This window comes from Alteromonas lipotrueae (genome assembly GCF_019249255.1).
Classification (GTDB): domain Bacteria; phylum Pseudomonadota; class Gammaproteobacteria; order Enterobacterales; family Alteromonadaceae; genus Alteromonas; species Alteromonas lipotrueae.
The window spans coordinates 36,375-48,927 of record NZ_JAESDJ010000020.1 but is presented as its reverse complement, the minus strand read 5'-3'; the positions used below and the strand labels follow the sequence as shown (position 1 = coordinate 48,927).

Annotated in this window: 12 protein-coding genes; 5 read left to right on the top strand and 7 right to left on the bottom strand. The window is 42.7% G+C overall.

From position 1 onward, the window contains the following. Positions 1–56 precede the first annotated feature (56 nt). Positions 57–545, top strand: a complete 489-nt coding sequence (locus tag KYS23_RS18875; RefSeq protein WP_159532310.1) for a WbuC family cupin fold metalloprotein — start codon at positions 57–59, stop codon at positions 543–545. A gap of 149 nt (positions 546–694) precedes the next feature. On the opposite strand, the gene KYS23_RS18870 is transcribed toward KYS23_RS18875, so the two are convergent. Both KYS23_RS18870 and KYS23_RS18865 read right to left on the bottom strand, forming a co-directional pair. Then, on the bottom strand, positions 695–1,150 hold the full coding sequence (locus KYS23_RS18870) for a hypothetical protein (RefSeq protein ID WP_232370656.1): 456 nt from the start codon (positions 1,148–1,150) through the stop codon (positions 695–697). A gap of 138 nt (positions 1,151–1,288) precedes the next feature. Further along, positions 1,289–2,242, bottom strand: coding sequence for a LysR family transcriptional regulator (locus tag KYS23_RS18865; protein ID WP_246604501.1), 954 nt, complete (start codon positions 2,240–2,242; stop codon positions 1,289–1,291). Positions 2,243–2,286: 44 nt separating this feature from the next. On the opposite strand from KYS23_RS18865, the gene KYS23_RS18860 reads away from it, so the two are divergent. The 4 genes from KYS23_RS18860 (at position 2,287) to KYS23_RS18845 (ending at position 5,774) form a co-directional block, all read left to right on the top strand. Further along, on the top strand, positions 2,287–3,141 hold the full coding sequence (locus KYS23_RS18860) for an SDR family oxidoreductase (RefSeq protein WP_159532308.1): 855 nt from the start codon (positions 2,287–2,289) through the stop codon (positions 3,139–3,141). Between the two features lie 417 nt (positions 3,142–3,558). After that, entirely contained in the window at positions 3,559–3,795 is a 237-nt protein-coding gene (locus tag KYS23_RS18855) for a helix-turn-helix domain-containing protein (protein ID WP_159532306.1), read from the top strand. A 58-nt stretch (positions 3,796–3,853) separates the two neighbouring features. Then, complete coding sequence (gene upp / locus KYS23_RS18850) at positions 3,854–4,483, top strand: uracil phosphoribosyltransferase (protein ID WP_159532304.1); 630 nt, start codon at positions 3,854–3,856, stop codon at positions 4,481–4,483. 259 nt (positions 4,484–4,742) lie between these two features. Further along, a complete protein-coding gene (locus KYS23_RS18845; protein ID WP_159532302.1) occupies positions 4,743–5,774 on the top strand; it encodes a LacI family DNA-binding transcriptional regulator in 1,032 nt (343 codons plus the stop codon). Between the two features lie 22 nt (positions 5,775–5,796). Here the strand turns inward: KYS23_RS18845 and KYS23_RS18840 are convergent, their stop codons facing one another. The 5 genes from KYS23_RS18840 to KYS23_RS18820 all read right to left on the bottom strand — a co-directional run bounded on the left by KYS23_RS18840 (position 5,797) and on the right by KYS23_RS18820 (position 12,363). After that, on the bottom strand, positions 5,797–6,291 hold the full coding sequence (locus tag KYS23_RS18840) for a GAF domain-containing protein (RefSeq protein ID WP_218395964.1): 495 nt from the start codon (positions 6,289–6,291) through the stop codon (positions 5,797–5,799). Between the two features lie 77 nt (positions 6,292–6,368). Continuing rightward, the gene (locus tag KYS23_RS18835) at positions 6,369–6,959 is read right to left on the bottom strand and encodes a thymidine kinase (RefSeq protein ID WP_159532293.1); all 591 of its coding nucleotides are present in this window, start codon (positions 6,957–6,959) and stop codon (positions 6,369–6,371) included. Between the two features lie 5 nt (positions 6,960–6,964). Further along, positions 6,965–9,004, bottom strand: a complete 2,040-nt coding sequence (locus tag KYS23_RS18830; RefSeq protein WP_309475313.1) for a putative bifunctional diguanylate cyclase/phosphodiesterase — start codon at positions 9,002–9,004, stop codon at positions 6,965–6,967. A gap of 208 nt (positions 9,005–9,212) precedes the next feature. Beyond that, positions 9,213–9,911 carry a hypothetical protein gene (locus KYS23_RS18825; RefSeq protein ID WP_218419779.1) on the bottom strand — a complete coding sequence of 233 codons (699 nt, stop codon included), beginning with the start codon at positions 9,909–9,911 and terminating at the stop codon, positions 9,213–9,215. Between the two features lie 202 nt (positions 9,912–10,113). Continuing rightward, positions 10,114–12,363, bottom strand: coding sequence for an acyl-CoA dehydrogenase (locus KYS23_RS18820; protein WP_159532289.1), 2,250 nt, complete (start codon positions 12,361–12,363; stop codon positions 10,114–10,116). Positions 12,364–12,553 lie beyond the last annotated feature (190 nt).

Here is a 12,553-nt window from a genome sequence, read left to right as displayed (position 1 = left end):
CTTTAGGGTAGTCAAATACAGGCAAACCCTTAATAAAGCAAAACAAGGAGAGTGTCATGCTTACCGATATTCAGCTTTTTAATCACGCGCAGCGCAATGCACTTAAAGAAAGTGCCAAAGCAAGTCCAAGACGAAGAGCCAATCACAACGTCCATAAAAGCTATGAAGATTTAGTCCAGCGCCTATTTATTGCAATGGAGCCCGACTCTTATGTTCGTCCGCATCGCCATACCCAACAGCATAAATGGGAATTTTTTATGGCGGTAGAAGGGAGTATCGATTTACTGTTCTTTGACGACAATGCTGTGTTAACTAAGCGTATAACCTTAAGTGCCGGTGGTGATTGTGTAGGGGTAGAGATTCCACCTAACGTATGGCATGCCACGGTTTGTTTTGAACCTGTGGTATTTATGGAAGTAAAGCAAGGCCCGTATGAAGTCATGGACGACAAAGGTTTTGCAAGTTGGGCGCCTGAAGAAGGCGACGTAGCAGTTGCGCCTTTTTTAGAGAAATTAAAAGAGGCTGAATTAGGTACGCAGTTTTAATGTTTTTTTGTGCTTGGCACGAACACTTGCAACTTATAAGAAAAGCGTAAAATTCTATCCAAAATGCGTTAGCACTTTTCCTATCTATCAAGCATAAAAAGTGATCGCCCACACTGCTATACAAAACAATATGGGCGATGATTTACCAATTAATAAGGATTTGCGAACTTGAGTTTATCTTCCTCTGACGCCGATTCTTGGCATTCGCCGAGTAGGTGATAACGGCCTTCAGTTTCATGGGTATCAATTTCAATATAGCCATTTCGGCAATATTGCGTTTCAAATAACTTTTCACTCAAAGTATCGTAAAAAGCGTCCATACGTTCGGCCTCGCGATCGTTACCGCCCCTTGCTTCTCCACCGCCGTTTTGGCCGCTATTTCTGCCGCCTCTACCGCCACCATCACCACCTCGAGAAGGGCGTTGCCCCCTGCCTTCATCTCGATCTCCTCGGCTAGGCATACCAATACTAAAGGCAAATAATTTAGTGCCATCGGGATTAATTTTGGTTTCGAAGAACACTTCACCTTGATCTTGATGGTCTGGTTTTCCGGCGCAGCCTGCTAACACGGCAGTAGCAACTAAAAAGGGAACAAGTAATTTCATAATTATAATTTTTGAGGTAGCTAAAGGTAACCTTAAGAGTGATTTTAGACGCTAAAGTTGCCAAGTAAAGTGTAAGTTTCTAGTAAAGGGCGCTTGTGAAAATGAGATAAGCAGCCGTTGTTTTGCTTCTCCTTGGCCTTAGCCAAACCGGCATGTTTCCACTAAATAATCAATAAGTGCTCGCGTTCTTGATGGCACATGCATTCGAGACGGATAAACCAATGTGAATAAAAGCGGTGCGCTAGAAACGCGAGGGAAAATACGCACAAGACTGCCTTCTGCCACTTCATTTTTTACCGTTGAAGGAAGCAAAGTACTAATACCTAAACCCGCCTTTACCATCTCCTGAATAAAATGGGGGGAGTTGCTAATTTCGTATTGAGTAGGGGTTGCTTCAAATGGTATTTCATCTAACATTAAATGCTGAGATGCCCCAACATTCAATTGTTGAAGTAGAATCCAGCGGTGGTTCTGTAACTCATTGATGCTTGATGGCTCTGTGTGTTTTTCAATATATTCCTTACTCGCATAAAGTGAAAACCTCTCTTGGTACAAAACCCGCCCTATCAACGCGTCGTCCCGTGGAAGGCCAATGCGAATACCTAGGTCAATATTTTCCGCAATAAGGTCAAGACGTTGATCACTTGTGATGACATTCAAACTAATCTCAGGGTACTTTGCCTTGAAGTTGGGTAGCAGAGGCAAAAGAAACTTATGAGCAATGTCATTTGTAACCGTAATTGAAACTCGACCAGACGGTATAGGTTCCACTAAACTCTGATCGATACTCTGAATAATATCATGCAGTTTTTTCGCTTCTGCGTACACCATTTTTCCTTCATCAGTAATGGTAAGCTGTCTAGTAGAACGCTGGAGTAATCGTACGCCTAACTGAGATTCTAGTTGACTGATTTGCTCACTCACGCGAGAACGGCTGGATTGAACCCGTCTTGCCGCTTCTGCGAAACTTCCGCAATCTACAACCAACGCGTAGGTGGCAAGCAGCCGCAGATGAGAAATGTTTATTGTACTCATATTCGGAACTATCCATTCTAAATTAATGGCCTTATCGATACGTATAGTTTTACGCATAATGTACCTGTATTCAACCACTCCACACATTAAGGATTTACACGATGATTGCTATTACGGGTGCAAACGGTCAGCTAGGCCAGAAAGTTATTGGTTCACTTCTTCACACTATCGCGCCTCAAGACGTCGTTGCTTTGGTGCGAAGCCCTGAAAAGGCTAACGCTTTACGTGAACAGGGTGTTCAAATTCGTCAAGCTGACTACAACCAACCTGAAACACTGACTGCCGCATTGAAAGGTGTGGACAAAGTGTTGCTTATTTCTGGTACCGAGTTCGGCAAGCGCTTCGAACAGCACAAAGCGGTAATTGATGCAGCTGTTTCTGCGGGGGTCTCATTACTGGCATACACAAGCTTGCTGAAAGCCACTACGTCGCCACTTTTAATTGCAGCAGAGCACAAACAAACAGAAGTCTATATCCAAAAATCGGGTATACCCGCTGTGATATTGCGCAATGGTTGGTACAGTGAAAACTACACCGATGCGGTGCAAGGTGCGATTGATATGGGGGCGGTTGCTGGAGCAGCTAAAACAGGCAAGCTACACACCGCTTCACGTCAAGACTATGCCGACGCCGCTGCGTCGGTGCTTGTTGCCAAAAAATCTCAAGCCGGCAAGATTTATGAGCTTGCTGGCGATGAAGGTTTTACGCTGGCTGAGTATGCTGATGCTATCGGAAACCTATCTGGCAAGGCAATAGGCTATGTTGAAATGGAACAAAATGAATATCAATCTGCGCTGCTTGATGCTGGGCTGCCGGAAGGGTTGGCTGCGATGTTGGCGGACACGGAACATTATGCTGCTGAAGGATGGTTACAAGATAATAGTCATGCACTTTCAACCTTGATTGGTCGCGCAACAACACCTATTACTGATACTCTTAAAGCTAAGTTAGCCTAGTGTCTGTCATCAATTATTGAAAAGGAGCCAAGTGGCTCTTTTTCATTTTTGAGGTCGCGGAAAATAATCGGGGGAGATAGTGTTTACGTTGTATGGCACCAGTTGATGAGCGCTACGTTCATGTGCCTATATTTCAAAATATTCCAAAATGGAAAGTCGTTGTTATTGCCAATAATAATGGTATGGTTAAGGATAAGTGAGCAGCGCAAGTGCGCATTTCAACCACCGAAGAGAATTCATCATGCAAAACGTTACTTTTAATTACTTTTACAATTATATCCAATAATAGCGCCTGACGCTGAGTGTTCAGGGGCAAGTATTCGCTTCTGGGCATAAAAGTAAGAACGTTTTGCAAAAGCCCAGAAAGGTTAAACTATCTGGGTTTTTTTATGCCCAAAATATATCGGCGACAAAACAATGAGAGAAATAACGTTAGGTGATATTAGAAAGCAACACAGGGTTAAACAAGAAGTCGTAGCGATGGCGCTTTGCGTGACTGCTTCGGGGGTAAGTAAGCTAGAGTCGAAACGTATACAGGATGTTCCTCTTCATAGAGCGTCGGCTTACCTAGCCGCGGTAGGGGGAAGCATCAAAATTGAAATGACATTACCTGACGGTAGCACCGTGAAAGTAGGAGAAAATACGTTAGGTTAATTTTGCCTAAATGGAATGAGCGGTTAAACTGAGTAAAACAGATACTTAAGGAAGTAAAATGGCCGTTCATGAAATAACTCACCCTTTAATTGCACACAAATTAGGGTTAATGCGTTATGCCAAAATTAGCAGTAAAGACTTTCGAGAGTTGGCATCAGAAGTAGGCAACTTGCTGACATACGAAGCTACACGAACGCTACCCACAGAGCGTGCGGTTATAAAAAGCTGGTCAGGCGATGATGTTGAAGTTAAGCAAATAAAAGGCAAAAAAATTACGGTAGTACCTATCCTTCGTGCTGGATTAGGTATGTTGGAAGGAGTGTTAGAACTTATTCCTAATGCCAAAATCAGTGTAGTTGGTCTATACCGCGATGAAGAGACACTTCAACCAGTGGCATACTTCGACAAAGTCGTCAAAAATATAGATGAACGTACGGCGTTAATTGTCGACCCCATGCTAGCGACTGGGGGGACGTTAATTGCCACTATTGACCTGCTGAAGAAAAAGGGCTGTAAAAAAATTATGGGGCTTTTTTTAGTGGCTGCGCCAGAAGGGATTAAAGCTGTGGTTGATGCCCACCCTGATATAGAAATTTTCACTGCTGCTATTGACGAACGACTAGATGAAAAGGGCTACATACTGCCTGGTTTGGGTGATGCAGGCGATAAAATATTCGGAACACGATAAAAAACGATTAAGTTAACTTAGCCTAACCAGCCCTCTATCCACTTTAGCTTAAAAATCTTTCAGTCATAGGTATTCGATAAGAGGTGTGAATTAATCGTTTAAGTGGTGATATAGTTTAGGTTATCTTTACTGTTAATAGCGGGTAGCCTACAAGTATGTATGCATGAAGCGAGTTATAACGCGTTAATGCTTACTGAAAGTCGTCTTTGCGCACGCAGGGAACTGTACAAAACACACGCAAGGAATAGTACAAATAAAAATGACCAAAACAAAACTGACACTGAAAGATGTTGCTTTGCAGTTGGGTGTGTCGACCGCCACTATTTCAAATGCATTTAATAGGCCGGATCAGCTTTCTAAAGCGCGTCGAGAGCATATCCTTGCCGAGTGCGATCGCATTGGCTACGCCGGGCCTAACAAAGCCGCGCAAATATTAAGGAAAGGGCGTTCTAATATTGTTGCTCTAGTACTGGCTGATAGTATTCCCTATACCGTCAGTGACCCAGTGGCCAGCACCTTCATTAAAGGGGTTTCAAGTATATTGCAGCAGCAAGGTAAGCACCTCCTCCTTTATGCGGGCGACTCAGAGAGTATCCTCGATGTGGTGGATTTCGTTGATGGTTTCATTTGTTACGGTGCACCACGAAATTACAAGTTGGCAGAAGAACTAGCCAGACAAAGTAAACCTGCTATTACGGTAGATTTTGATATTGAGGGGCTGCCGTCAGTTAACATCGATAATTACAACGCCGCGTATCAAATCGCTAAAAAAGCGATTTCTCCTGGTGATCATGTCGCCATTTTAGGGCTGCGCTTAATCGAGTCTCCAAGTACCTGCCGCATTTATGACAGCCCGCTTATAGAAGTACAAACCTCCATTTCTCATCGCCGATTAGACGGTTATATGAAAGCAATTGATGAAAGTGGAGCAACAATCACAAACGATTGGATTTGGCATATTCCAGAAAGTGAGAGGAACTTCGCAAAGCAAGCTGCGAAAGAGGTGTTAAACAGTAACCCTCGACCTAATACCGTTTTATGTATGAGTGATATTATAGCCCTAGAACTGCTGCAATCAGCGCTTTCGATGGGCATTAAAGTGCCTGAAGAACTAAAAATTACAGGTTTTGACGGGATTGAAGAAGCAGACAGAACTCGCCCTAATTTAACAACAGTCTGTCAATCAAGTGCGCTTAAGGGCGAAATGGCCGCAAAAGCCTTACTCAGTGAATCACTGAAAAGCACTGTGCTACCTTTTGATTTAAAAATGGGGGAAACCGTTAGCGCTTAGTAGTAAGTACTATATTGAATGTCTAACTGTCGTAAAACATTGATGTTATCTGCGCCACACGCTTTAAGTTATCTATATCATCTTGTGACCATTGGACTGGACTGTGTGTCTTTTCGCAACAAATAACACCAATTGGGTTGAATTGGTGATGAAAGGTAAAGTCTAGCAATGAGTAAATATCATTGGGCTTGAAGTAACTGTCGTTAAAGCATTTGGTGGCAGGATGATGACGGGCATCAGAGGCTACTAACACGCTTTGTTTTAGTATGTCGTCAAAATAATCGGGAATCGCTTCCTTAGACAGCGATAAATCATTGGTTGGCAAATTTTGGCCATCTTGATTTAACGTTAGGCACCGAATTCGGGTTTTGTTTTCTTCAAATCGCCATAAGCTAATTCGGTTCGCGGAAGGGATCCCTAACCGAAGACATGACACTATCGCAGTGAGTTTATCTTGCTCATCCAATCCGCGCTTTGATAATGAAATGACGAGTGTTGTATAGCGGTCTATATCCAAAGCGACACTCTTTGAGGTAATTCAAACATAATAGTTGAAGTATATACTTACTTTCAAAGAGTGAAGTTTAAGAAACATTAAATTTTGTCTTTATCCCAGACCAACTCTTTGAAATGCTTTCTGCACATAGATTCGTAGCGATCGTTGCCACCAATTTGTACTTGGTCTCCGTCGGTGACCGCATTGCCATCTTCATCCAGCCTTACCACGAAATTTGCTTTGCGCCCGCAATGACAAACCGTTTTAAGTTCGAACAACTTATCAGCCCAAGCGAGAAGGTAGTGGCTACCTTCAAAAGTGCCTCCCAAAAAGTCAGTACGTAATCCGTAAGCCAAAACGGGGATATCTAATTCGTCTACCACTTCTATTAACTGACGAACTTGAACTTGCGTTAGAAACTGCGCTTCATCAATGAAAATGCAATCTAAACGCTTTTCTTTGTTGTCTTGTTTTATGGATTCATAGAGATCGTCATCATTTCGATAAAGTTTTGCGTCGGCTTGTAATCCAATCCTAGAGGTCACTTTTCCTACGCCATAGCGGTCATCAAAGGCAGCGGTATAAATTAGAGAGTGCATGCCTCTCTCGCGATAGTTATAAGCTGATTGTAAAAGAGAGGTCGATTTTCCTGCGTTCATTGCAGAGTAATAAAAATAAAGTTGAGCCATGAATATTATTTGTTTTCGTTATACCAGGTTTTAAGGTCGCTCAATGGCATTGGTTTAGCGTAAAGAAAGCCTTGGATAAAATCCACACCAAGGGTTTTGATGTGGTTCATTTGGTCTAAGGTTTCAATGCCCTCAGCAATGGTCTTGCAACCAAATTCGTTTGCTATAAGCATGGTTGCGCGCATAATAGTATCACTACCTTCATTGGTATTCTGTACAAATGAGCGATCAATTTTTATAAAATCACAAGGCATTGACTGTAATCTGCTCAATGAAGAGTACCCTGTGCCAAAGTCATCGATTGATATTTTTACACCACGTTGTTTAACATTGTGTATTTGGTTTGCCACCGCATTAACATTATTAGCAAACACACTCTCTGTTATTTCTAAGTAAAGGCGGGCTGGGTCGATGTTTGTAGACGCTAGCACCTTATCAAGTGCATTTACAAAAGTTTCATCGAGCAGCTGACTAATAGATACATTCACCGATAATGCAATATCTTCGTTGAATGGCCATTCTGTCGCATCTATACACGCACGATTTAATACCCAAGAGCCTATTTCTGGCATTAAGCCCGTTCGCTCGGCAAGGGGGATAAAGCGCGCTGGTGACACGATATTACCGTTACAGTTCCAGCGTAGTAGGGCTTCAACCGATTTTAGCTTTTGTGTGTCGGCGCAAATAATGGGCTGGTAGTGTACAGAAAACTCTTTTTTTTCTATGGCATACCGTAATTGTTCACAAAGACGCTGTTCATTTTTTATTTTTTCATGCAAGGTTTCACTAAAAACACCAATAGTGCCTCGTTGTTTGCGCTTTTGATCGTACATGGTCAAGTCAGCTTGTTGAATAAGCGTCATGGTGTCATTGCCATGCTCGGGATAAATCGCAATACCAATCGTGGCATCTAATGTGATTTGGTTTTCTAACGCTATAATAGGCTTTGTAACCCCACTGCGCATAGCATGAGCAACCGCCACTGCGGTATGAACGGTGGCATAGGGAGTTACTGCGACAAATTCATCGCCTCCCCACCTAGCGAGATGATCTTTTTCGCAGTATTGGGCGAGTCGGTTAGCAATTTCAGCAAGTACAATATCGCCGACCTTGTGTCCTAAACTATCGTTTACCTGCTTAAAGCCGTCTAAATCAATAAACAAAACGGCTAGGTTATTATCAAGCGCTTTGGTGCTTTCAATGAGGGTATTTAACTGTTTAAACAGTCCGTTTCTATTGAGTAAATTAGTCAGCGGATCTCTATTAGATAACCTAAAAATATCGGCGGTACGTTTCTCAACTTCATCTTCTAAATTGGCATTAGCATCATCTAACTGCTCGTTAGATTTACGCAGCATGGCGTTAATCTTCGCGGTTTCTTGTCTATCTGTGCGCATTTGCTCTATCAGACGAGCGTTCTTGTTTTTAAGTGATACAGTATCAAAAAAGAATCGGTGGTAACGAAAAGAGCTAGCAAGAATACCTACCCAAAAAATAAGCCCCAAGATCCCCAAAACAACAAAATTTCTGTCATCGTCAAGCAACGCTCTACTCGACATGGGCACAAGCAATGAGGTGGTGTAGACAAAGACGAAAATTTTACTTGGCGCTAATACTGAAGCCGCGCCGCCGGCCATTGCCCCAAGGATAACCATGGTTGTCGCTAACTCAACTGCATTCATTGTGGTGTAGAGCAAGATTGAATAAAGTGCCCACACTGTAGATGTTGAATATACCCCAATCGCAAACCTAAACTTTACAGGGCGCGCATCATACTGCGTGCCTTTTAATCTGGTTAACCAATAAAGGCCATCTGCAAAACGGAGAACTATAACCGTGTTCATTGCGATAAAGAGCAACACCTTCGAGCTTTGGTCTTTTTCGGTATCGAATCCGAAGCCGAATGTTAACCCTAAGAAGGCAACGAAAGTCATGGCTAAGCCAGTAAACATATTACGGTTTAGCATATCCGCCAAGTCACGCTGCATTTGCGGCGTGATGGGAAGAGAGGAGGTTAAATCTCTATTTTCATCAAAACTTTTCACTATAAATTTACTTTCCAACTCAATATGCTTACGGCTATATATGGTGTGAAGTTTTTTGTGTAGTTAACAATAACAGCGAATTAGCTTTTGTCGCTTTAAATTTACACACTCATTTTGATTAAATTACACGCATATTACAAAAATTGCTATGCGACGTAAGAAGTAGCCGGTGCTTGACAGTAAGTGTATTACCTCACAGCCATTAGCGTTAATTGCTGGCTTCAATCGAGTTTACTTCCTTTAGTACGCTGCTCAGAGCCTCTGATAAATCTTCTCGTAAGTGAAGGTATTTGTTGTTAACCACATGAACGATATTGTGCTCTACAATAACAAGGTGTCGTGCACCTAGCTTTTTGAAGGTAGCCTCATCGGAAAAGTCTGTCGGCAATAACGCGTAGTTGTATCGGCCTGAAACAAGCAAATTCACAACTTGGTCGAAGCGGTCGTATTCACGGAGATTTGCAGCAATGTCGATGTCACTTTCTTCAATATTGATGTGAAACCGCTTAGTGGCTGCAATGACGATGTTTGGGTTTGAAAGCACGCTGTTTTCACACAGACTATTGCGCATACACAATAGAATTGTTGCGCCTTTTACAATAACGGGTCGCACGACGAAAAAGTTGCTAAAATCGTTGGTAGCTAATTCATAGCGAACAGTATCAGCATCTGTAACGCCTGCATCTAACAACCGAAGGCCTCTCTCACCACCTACCTCGATAAATTCAACGGTTATTCCAAGCTTGCTATAAGTTCTGGCAATAATATTGTTGTAATGAGTCACCACTCTAGGGTGCCCCACATAACCGATGAGCATGGGGGCATTATCATCCCCGTTAGCCAGGCAATTAGCTGAGCAAATAAAAGAAACCGTTAAAGCAGTGCCAAGAAGCTTTATTATTTGCATAACTTTCTATGATTCAAAATTGATATATAAAGCGTAGATGTTTAAGGGGGAATTTTCATCCTTTAGTGCAAGGCGTGAAGGCATGTATACATAAAGCGAGCTTGGGGCGCCTTAATGTGCTGACCAATGTTATTTTTTACATACAAAAAAGCTCCAGCCAAGGGCCAGAGCTTTCTATTAATAGCGTGCTAATTAATTAATATTAAGCCGCGTTTTTTCCGCCATCAATTGCGCGCAACGTCTCAGTTGCTGGCAATAACTCCATATCGAAAGTATACTCATCAACACGAACCGCCAATTGACGCTTTTCGTTGTAGTCATGCAACTGTGCAGCTTCTTCGGCATTAATAACACCTTTTTCTTGAAGCTTGTTCAGCGCGTGCTCAAACGAGATAAACGGCACTACAGGCTCTTTACGCAGTGCTTTTTGCACTTTACCTAATAGGTGTGCAACCGCATGCTTCGCTTTAAATGCTTGTTCGTTAATATCGTTACCATCGCCCGGGCTTACACGAACTAAATGAGTAAGCTGCGCTTTCACACTGTTGTCCTGCATTGACGCCATAGACAATTCGCGTACTAGGTCATCGCTGATTCCCGCCACACTGTTTGAGTAAGTGTTGGTAAGTAAGCGCATTAGGCCACGAGTCGGTGTGTTCGGGAAATTGTTGATGAAGTTAACAATTGCCTGATCAGCTTGTTGTAATGACCACTGCATAGCGTATTCGAAATACGGTAGTGCAAGTTTACGGTCTTCAATGCGCTGCTCGTAAAAACGAATTGCTGCCATTGCACCGTAAAGGTAGCTCATCACATCACCAAGGCGTGCTGAAAGTAATTCTGCCTTCTTAAGGTCACCACCAAGTACTGCTAGTGATAAGTCAGCAAGTGGTGCTAATTTAGCTGAGATGCTGTTTACACGCTTTTCGTACTTACGTACTTCAGGCAATGCAGACTCTGAACCGCGTAGGAAAGGTAAGTAACCTTTACCAAAACTACGGAATGCATTCTTAACACTAAAGCCAACAGTTTTACGTAATACTTTGTTGAATTCTTTATCAGCAGAACTTTCGTTGCTGTGAATAAGGTCAACCATATCTTTCAGGTAAGGGTGACAACGCATTGCACCTTGACCGAAAATCATTAGGTTACGAGTAAGGATGTTTGCACCTTCAACCGTAATGGCAATTGGAAGTGCTGCATAACCACCTGCTAAGGTATTTTGCGGGCCACGTTGAATTGCTTTACCTGCTTGAATATCCATCGCTGAGTTCATTACATCACGGCCAAGCTCGGTCATGTGATATTTAGCAATCGCAGTAACAACCGATGGTTTAACACCTAAGCCTAAGCCTTCTGTTGTTAAAACACGCATGGCTTCAAGTAAGAAAGTCTTACCAGCAATGTCTGCCATCTTCTCTTGAATACCTTCGAAGCGACCAATCGGAACACCGAATTGTTCACGAACGAATGAATACTCAACCGTACCTTTAAATGCTGATTGTGCTGTCGCAACGCCCATCGCTGGAAGTGAAATACCACGACCTGCGCCAAGACACGCTACTAGCATCTGCCAACCGCGACCGATATTTTTCTGACCACCGATGATAAATTCCATAGGAATAAATACATCTTGGCCGCGAGTTGTACCGTTATAGAAGCGCACACCCATAGGGTCGTGACGGTTACCAAGCTCAACACCAGGGTGAGACTTAGGTAATAGCGCACAGGTAATACCTAGCTCTAATTTGTCACCAAGCAATTGCTCAGGGTCGAATACTTTAAATGCTAAACCGAGCACGGTAGCAATTGGCGCAAGCGTGATATAACGCTTGTCCCAACTGATACGAAGGCCAAGCACTTCTTCGCCGTTGTACTCGCCTTTAGTTACGATCGCTGCGTCAGGAATAGCACCCGCATCTGAACCGGCTTCTGGGCTAGTTAGGGCAAAACAAGGGATATCACGACCATCTGAAAGGCGTGGTAACCAGTAATCTTGTTGGGCAGTAGTACCATAATGCATAAGTAACTCACCTGGGCCTAACGAGTTAGGTACCATAACGGTTACAGCGATTGCACCAGATTTTGCTGCGATAGTGGCTACTATGGTTGAGTTAGCGTAAGGGCTAAACTCAAGACCACCAAACTTCTTAGGGATGATCATTGAGAAGAAACGGTTTTTACCCAAGAAGTCTAAAACGTCTTGAGGAATGTGCTCGCCGTTATTTAACTCGAAATCATCAATCATACCCAGTAATTCTGATACTGGGCCGTCCATAAATGCTTGCTCTTCCGCGCTCAATTTAGCTTGAGGAATATCACGAAGTGCCTGCATATCAGGTTTACCCTGATAAATAGAAGATTCAATCCAAACGTCACCAGCATCTAACGCTTCCTGTTCTGTTACAGAAATTGGTGGTAACACTTTTTTTAAGCTAGTTCTAATACTCATATTTGACTCATCCGCTCATCTGACCAGTTGTATGGTGTTAATACTACATCAGTTTCAGAAAAGATCAAAAAAATTGCTCATAAATAAATTGGAATATGTAAAATTCAATAAAAATAAGCTCTTACGATAACGCTATAAATGTTGATGGTGAGGATATGTTACAAAATGGGGCCGCATTCAAAAATATTCT